The sequence below is a fragment of the Streptomyces sp. NBC_00328 genome (genome assembly GCF_036139655.1).
Lineage (GTDB): Bacteria > Actinomycetota > Actinomycetes > Streptomycetales > Streptomycetaceae > Streptomyces.
This window is the reverse complement of the sequence record NZ_CP108013.1, coordinates 4,560,727-4,580,286: the sequence shown is the minus strand read 5'-3', so window position 1 is coordinate 4,580,286 and position 19,560 is coordinate 4,560,727. Positions and strand designations below refer to the sequence as shown.

15 protein-coding genes and 2 pseudogenes are annotated in these 19,560 nt (G+C 72.7%); 9 read left to right on the top strand and 8 right to left on the bottom strand.

The window, feature by feature from the left end:
- Positions 1 to 71 precede the first annotated feature (71 nt).
- A complete protein-coding gene (locus OG485_RS19965) occupies positions 72 to 1,409 on the top strand; it encodes an MFS transporter (protein WP_328669687.1) in 1,338 nt (445 codons plus the stop codon).
- A gap of 19 nt (positions 1,410 to 1,428) precedes the next feature.
- Here the strand turns inward: OG485_RS19965 and OG485_RS19960 are convergent, their stop codons facing one another.
- On the bottom strand, positions 1,429 to 2,058 hold the full coding sequence (locus OG485_RS19960; RefSeq protein WP_328669686.1) for a flavin reductase family protein: 630 nt from the start codon (positions 2,056 to 2,058) through the stop codon (positions 1,429 to 1,431).
- A 165-nt stretch (positions 2,059 to 2,223) separates the two neighbouring features.
- Here OG485_RS19960 and OG485_RS19955 point away from each other — a divergent pair, with 165 nt between their 5' ends.
- Positions 2,224 to 3,192, top strand: a complete 969-nt coding sequence (locus OG485_RS19955; protein WP_328669685.1) for a hypothetical protein — start codon at positions 2,224 to 2,226, stop codon at positions 3,190 to 3,192.
- Positions 3,193 to 3,315: 123 nt separating this feature from the next.
- Here OG485_RS19955 and OG485_RS19950 read toward each other — a convergent pair whose 3' ends face one another.
- The 3 genes from OG485_RS19950 to OG485_RS19940 form a co-directional block, all read right to left on the bottom strand.
- Entirely contained in the window at positions 3,316 to 4,185 is an 870-nt protein-coding gene (locus tag OG485_RS19950) for an enoyl-CoA hydratase/isomerase family protein (protein ID WP_328669684.1), read from the bottom strand.
- A gap of 67 nt (positions 4,186 to 4,252) precedes the next feature.
- On the bottom strand, positions 4,253 to 6,478 hold the full coding sequence (locus OG485_RS19945; protein WP_328669683.1) for an acetate--CoA ligase family protein: 2,226 nt from the start codon (positions 6,476 to 6,478) through the stop codon (positions 4,253 to 4,255).
- Positions 6,479 to 7,014: 536 nt separating this feature from the next.
- Positions 7,015 to 8,226, bottom strand: a complete 1,212-nt coding sequence (locus OG485_RS19940; protein WP_328669682.1) for a flavin-containing monooxygenase — start codon at positions 8,224 to 8,226, stop codon at positions 7,015 to 7,017.
- A gap of 350 nt (positions 8,227 to 8,576) precedes the next feature.
- On the opposite strand from OG485_RS19940, the gene OG485_RS19935 reads away from it, so the two are divergent.
- Positions 8,577 to 9,029, top strand: a complete 453-nt coding sequence (locus OG485_RS19935; protein WP_328669681.1) for a DoxX family protein — start codon at positions 8,577 to 8,579, stop codon at positions 9,027 to 9,029.
- 98 nt (positions 9,030 to 9,127) lie between these two features.
- Complete coding sequence (locus OG485_RS19930) at positions 9,128 to 9,565, top strand: Zn-ribbon domain-containing OB-fold protein (protein WP_443048928.1); 438 nt, start codon at positions 9,128 to 9,130, stop codon at positions 9,563 to 9,565.
- On the opposite strand, the gene OG485_RS19925 is transcribed toward OG485_RS19930, so the two are convergent.
- On the bottom strand, positions 9,548 to 10,162 hold the full coding sequence (locus OG485_RS19925) for a GNAT family N-acetyltransferase (protein WP_328669680.1): 615 nt from the start codon (positions 10,160 to 10,162) through the stop codon (positions 9,548 to 9,550). The genes OG485_RS19930 and OG485_RS19925 overlap by 18 nt on opposite strands.
- Positions 10,163 to 10,270: 108 nt before the next feature.
- Between OG485_RS19925 and OG485_RS19920 the strand changes: the two are divergent.
- Positions 10,271 to 10,836 (top strand): annotated as a pseudogene (locus OG485_RS19920) (zinc ribbon domain-containing protein); the annotation flags it as partial.
- A gap of 35 nt (positions 10,837 to 10,871) precedes the next feature.
- On the opposite strand, the gene OG485_RS19915 reads toward OG485_RS19920, so the two are convergent.
- Positions 10,872 to 11,528 carry a pyridoxine/pyridoxamine 5'-phosphate oxidase gene (locus OG485_RS19915; protein WP_328669679.1) on the bottom strand — a complete coding sequence of 219 codons (657 nt, stop codon included), beginning with the start codon at positions 11,526 to 11,528 and terminating at the stop codon, positions 10,872 to 10,874.
- 62 nt (positions 11,529 to 11,590) lie between these two features.
- A complete protein-coding gene (locus OG485_RS19910) occupies positions 11,591 to 12,784 on the bottom strand; it encodes a thiolase C-terminal domain-containing protein (RefSeq protein ID WP_328669678.1) in 1,194 nt (397 codons plus the stop codon).
- 144 nt (positions 12,785 to 12,928) lie between these two features.
- On the opposite strand from OG485_RS19910, the gene OG485_RS19905 reads away from it, so the two are divergent.
- Positions 12,929 to 14,116, top strand: a complete 1,188-nt coding sequence (locus OG485_RS19905; protein ID WP_328669677.1) for an acyl-CoA dehydrogenase family protein — start codon at positions 12,929 to 12,931, stop codon at positions 14,114 to 14,116.
- A gap of 92 nt (positions 14,117 to 14,208) precedes the next feature.
- Positions 14,209 to 14,703: pseudogene (locus tag OG485_RS19900) on the top strand (nitroreductase family deazaflavin-dependent oxidoreductase); the annotation flags it as partial.
- Between the two features lie 270 nt (positions 14,704 to 14,973).
- Here OG485_RS19900 and OG485_RS19895 read toward each other — a convergent pair.
- Positions 14,974 to 15,621 carry a TetR family transcriptional regulator gene (locus OG485_RS19895; protein ID WP_326787161.1) on the bottom strand — a complete coding sequence of 216 codons (648 nt, stop codon included), beginning with the start codon at positions 15,619 to 15,621 and terminating at the stop codon, positions 14,974 to 14,976.
- A gap of 265 nt (positions 15,622 to 15,886) precedes the next feature.
- On the opposite strand from OG485_RS19895, the gene OG485_RS19890 reads away from it, so the two are divergent.
- The gene (locus OG485_RS19890; protein WP_328669676.1) at positions 15,887 to 16,621 is read left to right on the top strand and encodes a VOC family protein; all 735 of its coding nucleotides are present in this window, start codon (positions 15,887 to 15,889) and stop codon (positions 16,619 to 16,621) included.
- 393 nt (positions 16,622 to 17,014) lie between these two features.
- On the top strand, positions 17,015 to 19,345 hold the full coding sequence (locus OG485_RS19885; protein ID WP_328669675.1) for a serine/threonine-protein kinase: 2,331 nt from the start codon (positions 17,015 to 17,017) through the stop codon (positions 19,343 to 19,345).
- The last annotated feature ends 215 nt before the right edge of the window (positions 19,346 to 19,560 follow it).

The window sequence follows — 19,560 nt, the reverse complement described above, 5'->3', positions numbered from 1 at the left end:
GGCCCGATCCTAACGAATGCTGTCTCTCGGGCCAGTGGTTCACCGGTGCCCGCTCCCCGAAGCTCTATGACGTGACCCAGACAACCGAAGCCGCGCAGGCCCCGGAGGACTCCCGGCCCGTCCGCCCCGCACCCTCTCACCGCGTCCACCGCGCCTGGCTCGTCGCCGCCGTCACCTTCGTGACGATCATCGGCGCGGCGGCCTTCCGGTCGCTTCCCGGACTGCTGATCGACCCGCTGCACCAGGAGTTCCACTGGTCGCGCGGCACGATCGGCGCGGCGGTCTCGATCAACCTCGCGCTCTACGGACTCACGGCGCCGTTCGCGGCGGCGCTCATGGACCGCTTCGGCATCCGGCGCGTGGTGGCCGTCGCCCTGACCGTGATCGCGGTCGGCTCCGGGCTGACGGTGTGGATGACGGCGGCCTGGCAACTGCTCCTGTGCTGGGGCCTGTTGGTGGGTCTGGGGTCCGGTTCGATGGCACTCGCCTTCGCGGCCACGGTCACCAACCGCTGGTTCACCGAACGCAAGGGCCTGGTGACGGGCATCCTGACGGCGGCCTCGGCCTCCGGACAGCTCATCTTCCTGCCGCTGCTGTCCTGGATCGTCACCGAGCACGACTGGCGTCCGGCCGCGGTGACCGTGTCCCTCGCCGCCCTCGCGGTCGTCCCCTTCGTCTGGCTGCTGCTGCGCGACCACCCGGCCGACGTGGGCCAGATGCCGTACGGGGCGACGGAGTTCGTACCGAAGCCGGAACCGGCTCGGGGGGCCGCCCGGCGCGCGGTGACCGTGCTGTTCTCCGCCGTGCGCACGGGCCCCTTCTGGCTGCTGGCCGGGACGTTCGCGATCTGCGGCGCCTCGACGAACGGCCTGGTGCAGACGCACTTCGTGCCCGCCGCCCACGACCACGGCATGCCCATCACCGCGGCCGCCTCGCTCCTCGCCGTCATCGGCGTCTTCGACGTGATCGGCACGATCGCCTCGGGCTGGTTCACCGACCGCTTCGAGCCCCGCCGCCTGCTGGCGGTGTACTACGCCCTGCGCGGCATCTCGCTGCTGTTCCTCCCCATGCTCCTGGCCCCCACCGTGCACCCGCCGATGATCTTCTTCATCGTCTTCTACGGCCTCGACTGGGTGGCCACGGTCCCGCCCACCCTGGCGCTGTGCCGTGAGCAGTACGGCGAGGACAGCGCCATCGTGTTCGGCTGGGTCCTCGCCTCCCACCAGGTCGGCGCCGCACTCGTCGCCTTCCTCGGCGGTTTCGCCCGCGACCGGTTCGGCTCGTACGACGTGGTCTGGTACGCCTCGGGCGCGCTGTGCGCCGCGGCCGCGCTGATGGCCCTGGTGATCCGCCGCCGCCGTCCGGCGGTCCCGGCCCCGGCCGCGGCGGTGTCACCGGCCCCCGCGTGACGGGCGGTCCGTCCCTGCGTCAGGTGAGGAACCGGCCCTTGTGGAAGAGCAGCGGCGGCACCTCGGCGCCCTCGTCGCCGTCGCCGCTCGCGCCGAGGGCGTCCACGCGGCCCACCACGATCAGATGGTCCCCGCCCGTGTGCACCGCGTGGATCGTGCAGTCGATCCAGGCCGCGGCGCCCGCGAGGCGCGGGGAGCCGGACACCGGAGCGGCGTCGTGGACCACCCCGGCGAACTTGTCCGCACCGCTCACCGCGAAGCCGCGGCACAAGTCGCCCTGGTGCGCGCCGAGTACGTTGACGCAGAACACGCCGGCACGGGCGATGCGCGGCCAGGTCGCGGACGTACGGCCGACCATGAAGCAGATCAGCGGAGGGTCCAGGGAGAGCGAGGCGAACGACTGGCAGGCGAACCCGGCCGAGCCCGCCGGGTCGTCGGGGCCCGCGGCCGGTGCCGTCACGACGGTCACGCCGGTCGCGAAGTGGCCCAGCACGTACCGGAACCGGACCGGATCGACCGGCGCCCGCTCGTCCTCGCCGACCGCGCGCAGATCCGGGCGCGGCAACGCCTCGACGGGCCCCGCGACGGTGGGGGCCCCGGCCGACCTGAGGTAGCGGACGGCGGCGGCGGCCATCCCTGCGTGTCCCATCACCCCTTCATTGAAGCTGACGGCCTGTCAGATAGGAAGGGGTGGGCGAGGCCCGGAGGGCGGGAGCGCGACAGGTCAGGGGCAAAGGCCCCGGGAGGCCGGCCGGGGCGGCCCGCGGGAACCCCTCGGGGGAGCCGTGTGTTTCGCCCGCGTATCTTTCGCCTCATGGGGTGGGGAGACTCAGAGAAGCGCGCGCGCTCCCGGTCGGTGTGGGCGGACGGCGAGGTGAACCTCGCCGCGGCGATCTGCGCGGCGCAGTTCGCGGTCGCCCTCACCCTCCGGTGGGTCGGTACGTTCGACGACGACGACTACGGCGTGGGACTGGGCGGTGGACTCGCCGGACTCGGATTCCTGTGCATGCTGGTCTTCGGACCGCCGCTGCTCGCCGTCCTCGGGCTGCTGCACGCGGTGATGTATACGATGCCGGCGGCCACGTCGGCCCGGTGGGCGACCCGGCGCGCACCCGGTCCCGAGGGCGCCTGGCACCTGGCTTCCGTGCTGGTGCTCGGCACGCTCTGGGCCGCTCTCGCGGTCGCACTCGGCGGCCTCGCTCCCACCGGCGCCACGGCCCTGCTGATCGCCGTGTCCGGTGTCCCGCCGACGCTGGGTGTCGCTTTCGTGCGGCGGCGCGAACGCGTCACCGGACGCCCGCCGACCGCCGACCGCGTCTGGTTCCGCACGGCGCTCGTGGCCCTCGGGGCATGCGTGCTGGTCGTGGCGGCGGGCACCGTGGGGCTGGCCACGGGGCTCATCCAGGAGTACGAGCCCCCGAAGCTCGGCGCCGACCGGCTCACCGGCGTCTGGCGCGGCGATCACGGGGCCGAGCTGCGGCTGCGCGCGGGCGGGCGGGCCGAGCTCTCGGCCGTGCCCGCCCAGCCCGAGTTCGGGGACGTGACCACCAAGGAGTTCACGCGCTGCGACGGCGCCGGCACCTGGTTCCTCGACACCGTCGGCCGCTACGACCCGTACGCCGACGGGCCCGTCTCCGACCGGCGGGACGGCGTGGTCGTGCGCGTCGGCGACTGCGGCCACGACACGTACTGGACCATCGGCGGCACAGAGGCCCACCCGGAACTCTTCGTCCTCTTCGGCGACCCCGACGCGGGGGACCTGCGCATATTGCGGCGGGGGTGAAGGGACCGCGTCCGGTTCGGCCGGTGGGGGCGGGGCCGCGACGGCGTGGGGGGTGACCCGCCCGGCCTGCGGGCATGTGATGTACCGGCACGTCCCCTTCCGTGCGTCGCCGGGTGCGGTTTGTCAGCGGCCCTCGAAGCGGGGGGCCCGGCGTTCCACGAAGCTCCTCACCCCGTCGGTGGCGTCCGCCGTCGTCATGTTGATCTCCTGCGCCGCCGCCTCCGCCGCGAAGGCGCCGGCGCGGTCGGTGTCGAGGGAGGCGTTGACGAGCTGCTTGGCGAGGGCGATGGCACGGGTGGGCCCGGTGGCGAGCCGCTCGGACCACGCGCGGGCCGTCTTCTCCAACTCCTCCGCCGGTACGACCCTGTTGACGAGCCCGATCCGCTCGGCGTCCGAAGCGCTCAGCGCGTCGCCGAAGAACATCAGCTCCTTGGCCCGCTGGGGGCCGACGAGGCGGGGCAGCAGATAGGCCCCGCCGCCGTCCGGTACGAGACCGCGGCGCACGAACACCTCGATGAACCGCGCCGGTTCGGCCGCGAGGACGAGGTCGCACGCGAAGGCGAGGTGCGCGCCGATCCCGGCCGCCGTGCCGTTGACCGCCGCGATCACCGGCTTCTCGCAGTCGAGGACGGCGGCGATCAGACGCTGCGCGCCCAGCCGGATGGTGCGGGCGACATCACCCGGCACCCGTTCCCCGGCGGGCGGACCGCCCCGCAGATCCGCTCCGGCGCAGAACCCGCGACCGGTGGCGGTGATCACCACGGCCCGCACGCCGGGGTCGGCGGACGCCGCCGCGAGCAGATCGATCACGCGCTCGCGCTGGTCCCAGGTGAGCGCGTTCATCGCCTCGGGCCGGTCGAGGGTGATCCACGAGACCGCGTTGTCAGTGGCGTGACGTATCAATGAGTCGAGGGACTTTTCGGCTGGTGCAGGAGATTCAGGAGATTCAGGGGATTCGGGAGCTTCACGGGACACACGGGGGGAGTCAGTCATGAAGGTGCTCCGTTTCGTACGGGGGTGGGCCTGTTTCGTACGGGGGTGGGCCCGCGTCGGCCTCGGCTCAGCGGCACATCACCAGCGCGTCCAGGGCCACGGCGCCCTGTCCCCGGGGCAGCACCATCAGCGGATTGATGTCCAGCTCCGAGATCTCGTCACCGAGTTCCAGCGCCATGCGCTGGACCCGGATCACGACCTCGACCAGCGCGTCCACGTCCACCGGCGGGCCCCCGCGCACCCCGTCGAGCAGGGCCCGCCCCCGCAGCTCGGACAGCATCGCCCGCGCCTGGTCGTCACCGAAGGGCGGCACGCGCACGGCGGTGTCGTGCAGCACCTCGACGAGAACCCCGCCCAGCCCGACGGTCACGGTCGGTCCGAAGAGCTGGTCGTGCGTGACACCGACGACCATCTCGACGCCCCGCTCGACCATCTGGCAGACGAGGACCCCGTCGAGCGAGATTCCCTCGTAGCGGGCGATGTCGGTCAGCTCGCGATAGGCGTCGCGGACCTGGCTGGCGGAGGTCAGCCCGATCTTGACCAGGCCGAGTTCGGTCTTGTGGGCGATCTGCGCGCCGGAGGCCTTCATGACCACCGGGTAGCCGACCTGGCTCGCCGCCCGCACGGCCGCCGCCGCGCTGGTCACCAACTGCTCGCGCGGCACGCGGATCCCGTACGCCCGCAGAAGCTGCTTGGCGCCGTGCTCGCTGAGCTGCTGACCCGGACGCATCAGGGCCTGCGCCTTGCGGAAGGAGGGCGACGGGGTGCGCGGGGCCTCGTCGAAGGGGGAGCGGTAGGCGGCGGTGAACCGCGCGTGGTCGAGGTGGGCGCGGACGGCGGTGATGCAGTTGGCGAACGTACGGAAGGTGGCGACCCGGGAGGAACCGAGCAGGGTCTCGCGGTAGGCGGCCTCGGTGCCGACCGGCGATCCCCACACCACGCACACCAGCTTGTCCGTCTGTTCCGCCGCGTCCACCAGATCCTGCGCCAGTTTGTCGCTCATCGGCGGGAAGGGCCCGGTGATCGGGCAGACCAGCACGCCGACGGCGGGGTCGGCGAGGATCGCGTCGATGATCTTCCGGCCGCGCCAGTCGCCGACCGGGTGGCCCCCGTTGTCGACCGGGTTGGCGACGTTCAGGTACTCCGGTATCCAGGTGTGCAGCTCGGCCTGCCTGGCCTCCGACAGGACCGGCAGGTCGAGACCCGCCTCGGTCGCCAGGTCCGCGAAGTGCGCGCCCGTGCCGCCCGAGATCGAATACACGACGACCCCGTCGGCCTGCGGTGCGCGGGCCCGCGCCAGCAGGGCCGCGGTGTCCTGGAGTTCGTCGAGTCCGTCGACGCGGATCACGCCGTACTGCCGCATCGCCGCGTCCACCACGGTGTCGGCGCCGGTCAGCTTGCCGGTGTGCGAGGCGGCGGTCCGGGCGCCGGTCTCGGTGCGGCCGACCTTCACCGCGACGACGGGCACCTTGCGCCGGGCGGCGCGGTCGGCGGCGAGCAGGAAGGAGCGGCCGTCCTTGAGCCCCTCGACGTAGCAGGCGATGGCGCCGACCTCGGGCCGCTCGGAGAAGTAGGAGATGAAGTCCGCGGTCTCCAGGTCGGCCTCGTTGCCGGTGGGCGCCCAGTGCGAGATGCGGATGCCCAGCTGCTGCATCGCGAACACCGGGCGGCCCTGGTGGCCGGACTGGGTGATGAGCGCGATCGCGGGGCCGTCGAGGTCGTCGCGGAAGTTCTCGAACGCGTTGAGGTTGGTGTTGGGCCCGAGCAGCCGCAGGCCGGAGCCTCGCACGGCGGCTGCGAGCCGGGTCTGCGCGGCGGCGCCCTCGGCCCCGGTCTCGGCGAATCCGGAGGCGAAAACGACCGCGAACCTCACCTTGGCCTCGGCCAGTTCACCGATCACCGGAAGGGGGTCGCCGACGAGGAGCACCGCCAGATCCACCTGCTCCGGCAGGTCCGCGACGGACGGGAGGCACGGCAGACCGAAGACGGACCGGCGGGTGGGATGCACCGGGTGGAGCCGGGCGCCGACCCGCTCGGCCCAGCCGATCAGCTGCCGGGTGATCCCGGTGTTCGGCCGTCCCTCGGCGTCCGAGGCGCCGATGACGGCCATGGATCCGGGACGGAAGAAGCGGTCCAGATCGGGTACGGCGGCGTACAGCGGGCGACCGCTGACGTCCAGGTCGTCGACCTCGGCCGGCCGTCCGTGCACGACCGGTGAGGGCTGCTCGCCGCAGGCGATGACCCGGGCCCGGCGGGAGTCGGTGGTGAGGGTGCCGTGGGTTGATCCAAGCATCGGTCCGCCCGCTCCTGTGTGACAGCCAATGGTTAACTGACGCAGTGTCAGATTACTTAACTGACGCCGTGTCAGGAACCGTTGTGCAGGGGTGGGCTTCTGTTAGGTACCCGGCGGGGGGTCTGGCCTACCCCGGTTCCGGTCGGTGGGTGGGTCGGGGCCGTGCGGGTTCGCTGCGCCGGCGTTCGCGGTGCCGTGCGGCCCGTTCGCGGTGCGGTGCGGGTTCGGTGGGTGGGTCGGGGCCCTGCCGGTACATCCGCCCGTCGCCGTTGGATCAGACGTGGGTTTGGGAGGGAGCCGCTGCTCGATCCGGGCGTAAGCGACGGGCATGTGATGTACCGGCACGGCCCCTCCCGCCGGATCCCGGCCGCGGATACGTCGTGGTTCAGGCCGTTCACTGCGGGTGTGTGGTGGCTTGGGTGTCGGCCCTCGCGGGCGTGATTTTCAGCCCCTCCGGCGTTTGCGGAGCGGGGGCTGGGGCGGAGCCCCAGGGCGGGTCGGGTAGGGGCGGCGGGGGCGAAAGAGCCGTCGATGCGTCAGCGGGTGGGCTGGGGGGTGGGCTCTGTGGTGGAGGTGTGGCGGGCTGCCGCCTTCGCGATCTTCTCCGCGTCGAGGGCGAGCTCGCGGAACATGCCGCTGATGGGGTTGGTGAAGCCGGTGAAGTACAGGCCGGGCGCGTTCTGCGGGGTGTGGCCGCCCTGTGCGACCGGGTGCCCGCGGCCGTCGAGCACGCCGAGGTGTCCGACCATGCCTTCCAGGGCTCGGGTGTATCCGGTCGCGGCGATCACCACGTCGGGGTCGATCCGGTTTCCGTCGGCGAGGACGGCCTTGTCGTCCTCGAACCCCTCCACCGCGGCCACGATCTCGACCTTCCCCTTGCGGACGGCGTCGATGAGGCCGACGTCCTGGACGGGGATGGAGCCCTCGTTGACGCGGGAGTAGAGCCCGGTGTCGGGGCGGGGCAGGCCCTTGGCCGCCAGGTCGGGCACGCTCAGCTTCGCCATCGGCCCGGCCAGCGCGTCCACGAGGCGCACCGGCAGTCGTCGTACGGCGATGCCCGTGAACTGCGCCGCCCAGCCCGCCGTCGAACGGCGCACGATGTGCGGCGTGGTGCGAACGGACAGTCGAACGCGCGAGGCGCCGCCCTCGACCAGGTCCACAGCGATCTCGGCTCCGGTGTTGCCGATGCCGACGACGAGGACGTCGCGGCCCGCGTAGGGGGCGGGGTTGCGGTACTCGCCGGCGTGCAGGAGCTCGCCGGTGTAGGTGTCGCGGCCTGGCCAGTCGGGGACGCGCGGGGTGTGGTTGTAGCCGGTGGCGACGACCACCGCGCTGCCGGTCAGTTCGCGTCCGCCGGTGGCGTGCAGCAGCCAGCCGTCGCCGCCCGGGGCGGGTTCGACGCGGGAGACCTCGACGCCCGTGACGATCTCCAGGCCGTGGTGCTCGGCGTACTTCTCCAGGTAGCGCACCACGTTGTCGCGCGCCACCCAGCGGCCGAACGAGCGTGGCATCGACAGCCCCGGCAGCGCGGACAGGCGCCGGGTGGTGTGCAGGTGCAGTCGGTCGTAGTGGCCCCGCCAGGACGCACCGACCTGGTCCGACTTCTCCAGTACGACGGCTCGCACGCCCCGGGCGCGCAGGGCGTACGCCGCCGCGAGTCCCCCGGGACCGCCTCCGATCACGTACACGGGGCGGTCCTCGTGGGAGGGCACCGTGTGGGAGGTCGTGGAAGCAGTCGAGTCGGCCATAGCGCGAGCGTAATCACGCCTTTGCTTGATAGGTCTCGGTCAAGAGGGGAATCGGTTGCGAAGTGGTCACGACTGTGGGAGGGGTGGGTGGGCCTGGTGGCGTAGGTCACTTCGGTGGGGTGGGGGTGTGGAGAAAGCGTGCTGTCGTCGCAGGTGGGCGCCGGGGCGTACGTCTTGTGCGGGAGCGCGGAAATCGGCTCCGCGCGCCCCCTGGGAGGGGTGGAACGGTGGTGGGTGGTGGCGGGGCGTTCGCGTGCCCCCGCCGGTGGGTGCCGGACCCTTGTGCGGGCGTCCCGGAGAGTCGAAACTGACGTACCGTCAGATACGTTGCCTCTACGGGAGGTTCGGCCATGGACACGATCTGGCTCGGCGGGGCGGAATGGCTGGCCGTGCTCCGTATCGGGCTCGGGCTGTGGTGGCTCGAGAGCTGGCGGCACAAGGACAAGAAGGGCTGGTTCGAGCGCGGGAGCGGTATCGCGTGGGCGGCGGACATCGCGTCCAAGCACCGGTGGAACGCCGTGCGGTCCGGCTTCGACACGATCGTCGCACCGCGCCCCCGGACGATGGCGTACGTGGTCGTGTACGCGGAGCTGGCACTCGGTCTCGGCCTGGTGGCCGGACTGCTGACTCCCGTCGCGCTGGTCGCGGGCCTGCTCCTCAACGTCCTCTACTTCACCCTCATGATCCACGACTGGGCGGAACAGGGACAGAACGCGATGATGGCGCTGGTCTCGGCCGTCGGCCTGTTCGGGATGTCCTGGCAGACATGGTCCCTGGACGAAGCCCTGGGACTCTTCCGGTGAGCGCAACCGGCCTGGGCGCGGCGAGCGAGGACCCGGTGCCTTCCGGGGGCGCGACGGCCTCGGTGGGTGCGCCGGGTCCGGTGGGTGCGAGGGCCTCGGTGGGTGCGCCGGGTCCGGTGGGTGCGACAGGTTCCGGTGGCGGGTTCGACGTCCCCGAGGCCGACGCCTTCACCCGGCCGTACTGGGACGCGGCGGCCGAGGGGCGGCTGCTGATCCGGCACTGCGCGGCCTGCGACCGCGTTCACCACTACCCCCGCGAGTTCTGCCCGCACTGCTGGAGCGAGGACGTGAACTGGAGCCCCGCCGGCGGACGCGCCACGCTCTACACCTGGTCCGTCGTCCACCGCAACGATCTGCCGCCGTTCGACGCGCGCGTGCCGTACGTCGCCGCCGTCGTCGACCTGGCCGAGGGCCCCCGGATGATGACCGAGGTGGTCGAGTGCGAGGAAGCGGCGCTGCGGATCGGGATGGAACTGGAGGTGGCCTTCCGGGCGGGGATTCCCGTGTTCCGGCCCGCGTCACGTTCCGGGGGGTGACGGCGCAGGCTCGGGATCCGTCGCCAGACGTCCATGGAGGTGCAGGTCGCGGAACGCGTCATGGCGGCCGGCCTCGAACATCGCTCCGCGCAGAGTCCCCTCGTGCCGGAATCCGCAGCGTTCGGCGACCCGGCAGGACGCCTCGTGGCCCACGGCATGGCCCAGGTCGAGGCGGTGCAGCGCGAGGTCGGTGAAGGCGAAGCGGGCCGTGAGGGTGAGGGCGCGGGTGGCGACCTGGCGGCCGCGGCACTCCGGGAGGACCCAGTAGCCGACGCGGGCGCAGCTTATGACGTGGTCGATCTCGTTGACGCCGATATGGCCCAGCGTCTCGCCGGTCCCGGCATCGGCGACGCAGAAGGAGACCCCGGTGCCGCCGGCCGCCGCCGCGACGCGCGTCCGCAGCGCCTCACGGGCGGTGTCGATGTCCCGGACGAACCTGAGCGGGGTGTTCCAGCGCTGGAACTCGGGATCCGTCAGCCCGTGCAGGTACGCCGACACATCGGCGTCGGACTCCGGGTCCCAGGGCCGGAGCAGCAGCCCGAGTCCGGTCAGTTCCGGGGCGGGCTGGACGGAGAACTGCACATGGGCGTCGGTCATCCAGCCATTCAAGTCCCTCCGGGCTCACGGGTCACCTGATTCCTGCGAGGATGCCCCGGCGTTCACGCCGGGGAGGAATCGCATCCCGTGTGAGCGACGCGGAGCGTCGTGACCCGGTACGACCGGATGATGGCCCGCCGCAGACCGAAAAGGGCCGGGCCGCCTCGAAGGGCTACCGCGAGGCGAAGAAGTGGCGGGCGAAGACCTACGCGAAGATCGCCCGGCAGCGGCAGGACACGGCCCGAATGGGGTCTCCCCTGCTCGGAGCTTGTCGGAGAGCTTGGGGAAGGGCCAAGCGTGTAGTGACCGACCATGACGCCTTGGCTGTCGAGGACTTCCGCCCGAAGTTCCTCGCCAGGTCGTCGATGGCGCGCAAGGCGGCGGACGCCGCGATCGGCGCCACGAAGAAGGCCCTGATCGAGATGGGCCGCAAGCACGGGCGGGATGTCCGTCTCGTGCACCCCGCGCACACCACCATGGACTGCGCATCGTGCGGAGCGAGAACCAAGCACGCACTTCCTCTTTCGGAACGCACCTACACCTGCAACGCGTGCGGGGCCGTGTCCCCCAGGGACAAGAACTCCGCCCGCGTGATGCTGGTCCGGGCTGGTCTCAACCCGGCTGGTGTCGAGGGCGTAAGACCTCCGGGAGCGCCGCTCCCGGAGGCAGCCTGAGCCAGGAATCCCCTCCCGTTCAGGGAGGGGAGGATTCAAGGCCACAGCAGTCCGGTGTTCCAGCCGGTCTCCGTGCGGCGGTAGACGAACCGGGCGTGGCGCCGGCGGGCGTGACCCTGGAAGAACTCGACCTCGTCCGGCCGGAGGCGGTAGAGCGTCCAGGTGGGGGCGGGGGAGTGCGGGGCGCTCTCGGCCCGCTCCCAGGCCGCGTCCGAGGCCCGGTCCAACTCGTCCCGTGAGGGCAGGACTTCGCTCTGCCGGCCCACCAGGGCGGCGGCCAGCGCACCCGTGGAGCGGGCGTGCAGGTCCGCCTGGCTCTCCTCGGGGGACGCGGGGGTGACCGGGCCGCGGAGCCGGATCTGACGCCCCTGCGCGGGCCAGTAGAAGCCGAGGGCGGCGTACGGCCGCGCGGCCAGCTGGCGTCCCTTGCGGCTCGTCACGTGCGAGGCGAACGCCCAGCCGTCGTCGTCCGCGCCGTGCAGCATCACCGTCCGGACGTCGGGCAGACCGTCCTCGTCGGCCGTCGCGAGCGTCATCGTGTGCGGCTCGGCCTGCCCGGCCGCCACGGCTTCCGCGAACCACCGGGTGAACAGGGTCAGCGGGTCCGCCGGAGCACCCTCCGGGGCGAAGCCGGGCAGCTCGGTGTCCCACACCCGCAGCGATCTCAGCAGCTCATGAAGATCCGGTTCCATGGCTCCGAGTATCGCCTGGCACGGTCCGACGCCCCATGGCACCACCCCGGGCCCCAGCCCCTTCACCCCCGCCCCAGCACCACCGTCCCCGACGAGCAGAACCAGCCTCCCGTCCCGGACGCCACCGCCAGCTCGGGCGGGGAGCCGTCGGGGCGCCGTACCTGCCGTTCCTCCGGGAGATCGCCGCGCAACTGCCGTACGGCCTCCACGAGCAGGAACAGGCCGCGCATGCCCGGGTGCTGGGCCGACAGCCCGCCCCCGTCCGTGTTCACCGGCAGTTCCCCGCCCACCAGCAGTCGCCCCTTCGCCGCGTCCACGAAGGCGCCGCCCTCGCCCTTGGCGCAGAAGCCGAGGTCCTCCAGGGTCACCAGGGTCATGTAGGTGAAGGCGTCGTAGATCTCGGCGAAGTCGATCTCGGCCGGGCGGACTCCGGCGCGTTCGAAGGCGAGCCGGCCGCTCACCGCCGCCGGGGAGACGGTGAAGTCCGCCCACTCGGACATGGTGGTGTGGGAGACGTGCTCGCCGGTTCCGAGTACCCACACCGGGGCCGTACGGCAGTCGCGCACGTACTCCTCGGCCACCAGCAGGACCGCCGCGCCGCCGTCGGAGCGGACGCAGCAGTGCAGCTTGGTGAAAGGGTCCGCGATCATCGGCCCCGACAGGACGTCGTCGACGGTGACCGGGTCGCGGAACATCGCCTCCGGGTTGCGGGCCGCGTTCGCGCGGGCCTGGACGGCCACCGAGGCGAGCTGTTCGAGCGTGGTGCCGTACGTGTGCATGTGGCGGCGCGCGGCCATCGCGTACTTGGCGACGAGCGTGTGGCCGTACGGGGCCTCGAACTGCAGGGGGCCCCGGGCGCCGAAGGACAGGTTGCCGGTGCGGCGGCCCGCCCTGATGTCGGCGCGGGCGGTGGAGCCGTAGACGAGCAGGACGGCGTTCGCGTGGCCCGCCGCGATGGCGTCGGCCGCGTGGGCCGCCATGACCTCCCAGGTGGAGCCGCCGACGGAGGTCGAGTCGACCCAGGTGGGCCGCAGCCCCAGGTATTCGGCCACGTCGACGGGTGCGAGGGTGCCGAGGCCCGCCGACGCGAAACCGTCGATCACCGAGCGGTCCAGGCCGGAGTCGGCCAGCGCGCGGCGCGCGGCCTGGGCGTGCAGCGCGTACGGGGTCGCCCCGTCCACGCGGCCGCAGCCGGACAGGGATACGCCGACGACGGCGGCCTTTCGACGGCTGTGGCCCGGGGTGGCATGCGTCATGAATCTGACGGTACATCAGATAACTGCCCCTCCGGGAGCCGTCGCGCCCCTGTGCATCTGGGACCCCCAGCCCTAACATGACGGCCCGTCAGATCAGCTTCCCGGACTTCCCGGATCAGCCCCCGACGAGGGAGGAGCCCGCCCATGGACACCCGTCTCACCGCGGAGCAGGAGGAGATCCGCCGTACGCTGCGGGAGTTGCTGGTGAAGCGGTGCGGCTCGCGGGAGCTGCGGGCCGCCGAGCCGACCCCCGCCGGCTACGACCCGGCACTCTGGGAGACCCTCGCGCGCAGGCTCGGGCTGCCCGGACTGGCCCTCCCCGAGGCGTACGGCGGTGTCGGCTGCTCGATGACCGAACTCGCCCTGGCCTGCGAGGAGTCGGGACGCGCACTCGCCCCCTCGCCGCTGCTGTCCACCGCCGTTCTCGCCGCCCCGCTGATCCTGGCCCTCGGCACCGAGGCGCAGCGCGCCGCACTGCTGCCGTCGCTGGCCTCGGGCGCGCTGACCGCCGCCCTGGCGGTCCCCGGCACGGGCCTGGCCACCGCCCTCTCGCTGACCGGCGACAACCGCGGCGACTGGGCCGGCGGCGGCCGCGCCGGGGGCGTCCAGGCGCGCCGGGCGGACGGCGCGTGGCGGCTCTACGGGCAGGCGGCGCAGGTGCTCGACGGGCACAGCGCCGGGCTGCTGGTGGTGGCCGCGCACACCGGCGGGTTCGCGCGGTCGCGGACGCTGCTGTTCCTGGTGCGGGACGACGCCGGCGGGCTGGTGCGCGCACGGCAGACCTCCCTGGACCCGACCCGGCCGCAGGCCAGACTCGAACTGCGTGACGTGGAGGCCGAGTTGCTGGGCGACGGCCAGGCCGACGTGCCCGCTGCCCTGGCCGCCGTCGGGGACACCGCCGCCGCCGTCCTCGCCGTGGAGGCCGTGGGCGCCGCCGACCGCGTACTGGAACGCACCGTCGAACACGTGGGCCGGCGTGAGCAGTTCGGGCGGGCGATCGGCTCCTTCCAGGCCGTCAAGCACCGGCTCGCGGACGTGTACGTGGGCGTGCAGTCGGCCCGCTCGGCGGCGTACTACGCGGCCTGGGCCACCGGGACGGGCGGTGAACGCGTGGGCGCCCTCGCGCTGGCCCAGGCGCTGGAGGCGCTGCGCGCCGCCGCCTCCGAGGGCATCCAGCTGCACGGAGGCATCGGCTTCACCTGGGAGCACGACGTCCACCTCTACTTCAAGCGCGCGTCCGGCGACGAACTGCTCTTCGGCCCCGTCCACCGGCTGCGCGCGCACGCGGCCGACGCGGCGCGGCTCTTCGACGGGGCGGAGGTGACGGTCTGATGGCGGCGGAGGGGCGTTCGCGTACGGGGAGCGGTACGGGCGACGGCGACGGCGACGGGGGGAGGGCCCGGGCGGGGACCGGGGCGCGGAGGATGTCCGGTGTGCGGCTGGTGCAGCGGGTCTCCTCCACCCGGACGTTCGCCAGGGTGGCCCCCCACCTCATCCCGGCCCTCGACCGCGCCGTGCACCGGCTCACCCGCGGGAAGGTGCTGCTCAGCGCCCAGATGCTGCCCGGGGTCGTCCTGACGGCGCGCGGCGCCAGGAGCGGTCTGGAGCGCCGTACCCCGCTGGCCTGCATGCCGGAGTCGGGCACCTCGGGTGCGGCGGCCGGTGCGACGGGGGCCGGCTGGATCCTCATCGGGTCCAACTTCGGCCGTACGGGCCACCCCGCCTGGACCGCGAACCTGCTCGCCCGCCCCGACGCCGTCATCAACTGGAAGGGCGAGGACATCCCCGTGACCGCCCGGCTCCTCACGGGCGAGGAGAGGGACGCGGTCTGGACGACGGTGCTGGCGTTCTGGCCGCCGTACGCCACCTATCAGGCGCGGGTGGACCGGGAGATCCGGCTCTTCAGGATCGTGCGCCGGGCGGTGCCGGCCGATTCCGGGAAGGCCGACTCCGGGAAAGCCGACTCCGGGAAGGGTGGGGCCGGGAACGGTGAGGCCGGGTCGGGCTGAACGGGTCTTCCGTTCCGGATGACCGGACGGCCGGGCTGAACGGGCGGCGCGGATGTGCGGGCGGTCCGGCCGGATCCTCGGCGGTGCCCGTGCAGCGCAGCGGGCGGCAGCCCGCCGGACGGTTCTCCGGAACGAACTGCCGCCCGCATGACAGGAGCTGGAGCGTTCAGGCGCGGGGATCTACTTCGTCGGCTTCTTCCCGGTCACACCCAGATACACCAACAGCGCCAGGTTCGGCTTGAGTTCGGCCTGCTTGACGCCCCAGGACTGGAACCCCTTCTGGTGCGAGGCGACCGCCGCGAGCATGGCGACGAGGGAACCGGCCATCGCGGCCGGGTTCACGTCCTTGTCGACCTTCCCCTTGGCCTGGAGTTCGGTGACCGAATCCGTAAGGGAGTTGTTCACGGAGTTCAGGATCTTCATGCGGATCTTGTAGAACCGCTTGTCGCCCTCGGCGGCGCCGAGATCGACGACACGCAGGATCGCGTCGTTCTTCCGCCAGAACTCCAGGAAGCCGTCGACGAGTTCCTGGGCGGTCTGCCAGCCGGCCTTGCCGACCCAGGAACGGCCTTCGAGCAACCGGGTCAACGCGGCGCCCTCGGCGGCCATTTCCTCGGCGATCTCCAGGACGGCGCCTTCGACGTCCGGGAAGTACTGGTAGAAGGTCGCCGGCGAAGTGCCTGCCTTCCGGGCGACGTCAATGACTTTGACATCCCGGTAGGGCGATGAGCTGAGCATCTCGCTGAGGCAGTCGAGCAGCTTCTGCCGGGTCGCCTGCCCACGTCGTCCGGCCACGCGGCCGTCGACGGTACGCACTTGTCCTGTCATGCCGTCAGCTTACCGAGGGGTGATCGGAGCGCGATTCGGCCGACTGCAAATGGGGTGCGGCCGTACATCGCGGGGGTTCGGCGGGGGTTTCGGCGGGGGTCCGGGGGACGTTCGACGAGGAGTTCGCCAGAGCCCGCGAGTGCTTTCCGGGCCCGCTCGACGCACGGCCCGCGAGCCCGTGCGGGGCCCCTGAGCAGGGACGGGGCGTCACCGGAGCAGGTGCGCACGCTCTGCGGGATACCGGCAGGGCCGTTAACTTGGCCGCATGGCCGAATCAGCCGCTGTCGCCGGGTTCTCCGAGGGTGTGCCCTGCTGGGTCGACGCACAGCTTCCCGACGTGGAGGCGGGCAAGCGCTTCTACGGCGAACTCTTCGGCTGGACGTTCCCCGAGGAGTCCGGTCCGGAGGGCTGGGCGGAGCTGGACGGTGAGCCGGTCGCCGCGCTCACGCCCAAACTGGACGGGCGCATGCCCACCGTGTGGACCGTGTACTTCGCGACACCGGACGTCGAGGCGCTCACCCGGCGGATCGTGGCGGCCGGCGGCCGGATCATCTCCGTGCCCACGGCGGTGGGCCCGTCGGGCGAGCTGGGCACGGCCGCCCTCGCCACCGACGCGGAGGGCGCCGTGCTCGGCCTCTGGCAGCCCGGTACCCACCCCGGTTTCGCCAAGCGGCACGAGCCCCGCACGTTCTGCTGGGCCGAGCTGTACGCGCGCGACACCGCGACGGTCGACCGTTTCTACGGCACCTTGTTCCACGACGCGCTGTTCGGGCCCGACGCCACCCCGGATTTCGGCCGCGTTCCCGTGACGGGCGTCTTTCCGGCCGAGATGCCGCCCCATTTCCTCGTCCACTTCGGAGTCGAGGACTGCGAGGAGACACTCGGGACGGTGAACAGGCTCGGCGGCCGTGTCCAGGTGACACCCTTCGACACGTCGTACGGGCGCGTGGCCGTCGTCACGGACAATCAGGGGGCGTCGTTCGCCGTGCTCGAACGGTGAGGGTTCTCCGACCAGCGGTGATGTCGTACCGGCGGTGAGGTTGCTTCACCGTTCAAAGACATCGGGGGATGCTTCGACGGATCAGGCCGAAACGCTTCTGCGGTCAGGGGCACGGCATTTCGACGTGAGGGACGGCACTTCCGGGGGCCGGGGCGGGGTACTTCTGGGGTGAGGGGCGCATTTCGGCCCTGAACAGTGGCGCCCTGGCGGCCGTACCTCTGCCGGGGCGGTTGTTTTGTCACGAGACACCCCGATCCGGCCCCGGGTTCGCAACCGGCGGCTCGGCCAGGAAGAATCGGGGTGCGTGCCGCCATGGCGGTGCGGTGGTGAGACGCTGCACTGGGCCGCGTTCATACGTGGATGACGCGACCCGTACGGGGAGGTGGCAGGCAAGTGGTGGATCAGCTGACGCAGCACGATCCGCGCCGGATCGGGCCGTTCGAGGTGCTGGGACGGCTGGGTGCCGGCGGCATGGGGCTGGTCTATCTCGCGCGCTCGGCCTCCGGCCGGCGCGTGGCGATCAAGACGGTCAGGACCGAGCTCGCAGAGGACCAGTTGTTCCGGGTCCGCTTCTCGCGCGAGGTCGAGGCGGCCCGCGCCGTGTCGGGCTTCTACACGGCGGCCGTGGTCGACGCCGACGCCCGTGCCGCCGTGCCGTGGCTGGCCACCGCCTACGTGCCCGCGCCCTCGCTCGAAGAGATAGTGAATGAGTGCGGGCCGCTTCCGGCCCAGGCCGTGCGCTGGCTGGCGGCGGGTGTCGCGGAGGCACTCCAGTCGATCCACGGCGCCGGACTCGTCCACCGCGACCTGAAGCCCTCGAACGTCCTCGTGGTCGAGGACGGGCCGCGCGTGATCGACTTCGGCATCGCGTCCGGCGTCTCGAACACCCGGCTGACCATGACCAACGTCGCGGTCGGCACCCCCGCCTACATGTCGCCCGAGCAGGCGAAGGACTCGCGCAGCGTCACCGGCGCGAGCGACGTCTTCTCCCTCGGCTCGATGCTCGTCTTCGCGGCCACCGGACACGCCCCCTTCCACGGCGCCAACCCCGTCGAGACGGTGTTCATGCTGCTCCGCGAGGGCCCGGACCTCGAAGGCCTCCCCGACGAGCTGCGCCCGCTCATCGAGTCCTGCATGCAGATGGACGCCACGGGCCGCCCCAACCCCGCCGACCTCCAGGCCCAGCTCGCACCCCACCTCTTCGGCTCGGGCTCCGACGACAGCGGTACGGCGTCGGCGTGGCTGCCCGAGCGCGCGGTGGGCCTGATCGAGACCCGGCGCGGCGGCCGTCCGCCGGTCAAGCAGCCGGCCGGGGGAAGCGGACGCAGCGGCGGGGGGCGCGCCACGGTGCCTCCGCCTCCGTCGCACGCCCCGGTGCCCGTGGGGGCGCCCGACACCAGCCCGGTGCGTCTCGCGGGCGCCCCGGTGCCCATCGGCCCCGGCCCGCGTGTCCTGGACGCCCGCGCGGCGGCCGTGAAGGCGCCGCCCCCGGAAGCCGGGCTCGCGGCGTCCTGGTCCCGGCCGCGCATCGGCGTGAACGGCGCCGAACCGGCGCCGGTGCCCGCGGTCGCGCCTCCGGCGCCCGACGCTCCGGCCGGCTGGCGCCCCTGGCGCTTCCGGATGTCGAACGACGTCTGGGGCACTCCCTCGGTCGCCGACGACCTCGTCTACGTCACCTCCTTCGAGGTCCACGCCCTCGACGTGGCGACCGGCCGGCGCCGTTTCAAGACCCGCGACGTGGCGTGGTCCATGGCGGTGGCGGACGGCCGCATCCACGCGTCCGACGGCCCGACGCTGTACGCGCTCGAAGCCAGGGAGGGCGCGGACCTGTGGCGCCTGTCCACGGACGCCTGGGTCTACTCCCTCCGGGCCGACCGCGGAACGGTCGTCACCGGCACGCGCGGCGGCGGCGTCCAGGCCTGGGAGGCGGCGAACGGCCAGAAGCTCTGGGAGATCAGCGGCGCCCAGACGGACTTCGAGTCCCCGGAGGCCGGTCCGTCGATCCACGACGGCACGGTGTACGTCTGGAAGGACGCGCGGCTGCGCGCCCTGGAGGCCCGTACGGGCGAGGAGCGCTGGTCGTACCCGATCGGCGACACGGCCTCCTGCGGCGGCGTACCGGTCCGTATGACCCACGCGCCGGACGGCTACGTCTACATCTCCGCCGGCACCCGTGTCCTCGCCGTGGACACGGCGAGCGGTCACGTCCGCTGGCACTTCGAGGCCCCGGCCGTCTTCCTGTCCCCGCCCACCTTCGCCCCGGGCCCCGCGGTGACGGGCGGCGGCGTCTACCTCGCCGACTACCTCGGCACCGTGTACGCCCTGGACGCGACCGACGGCCGCGACCGCTGGCGCATCGCCACCGAGTCCCGCGCCTCCACCGAGCCGGTCCTGGTGGCGGCCGGGCACGTCCATGTGGGCAGCGGCAAGGGCCTGTACACGCTGGACGCCGTCACCGGCACCCCGAAGTGGCGCTTCCAGGCCGGTGGCGACCTGGTGGGCGCCCCCGTGGTGGCCGAGGGCCGTATCCACTTCGGCTCCACGGACCACCTGCTGTACACCCTGAAGGCCGACGACGGGCGCCTGCGCTGGAAGCTGGCCACCGGCGGCGAGATCACCGGGGCGCCCGTGGTCAAGGACGGCGTCGTGTACGCGTGCAGCAAGGACCGCTGTGTGTACGCGCTGGACGCGGAGAAGGGCACCGGGACCGCCCGCACCACGTGAGCGGGGCGAAAGCTGTGTGACGGCCGCCGTACCGGGCACGGAAGGGTCTCCGGACGGCGGCCGTCGTTCACACGGACGGCCTTGCGGAAGCCGTTCCGGGTGCCGAGGCTACGCCCGGAGTGACCGGCCCGCCACAGGGAGCGAGGCCCGGTCCGGCCCGCTCCGGCCCGGTTCGAGGGTTTCTCCGGCCGCACGGGAGCGGGGTTCGACCGCCC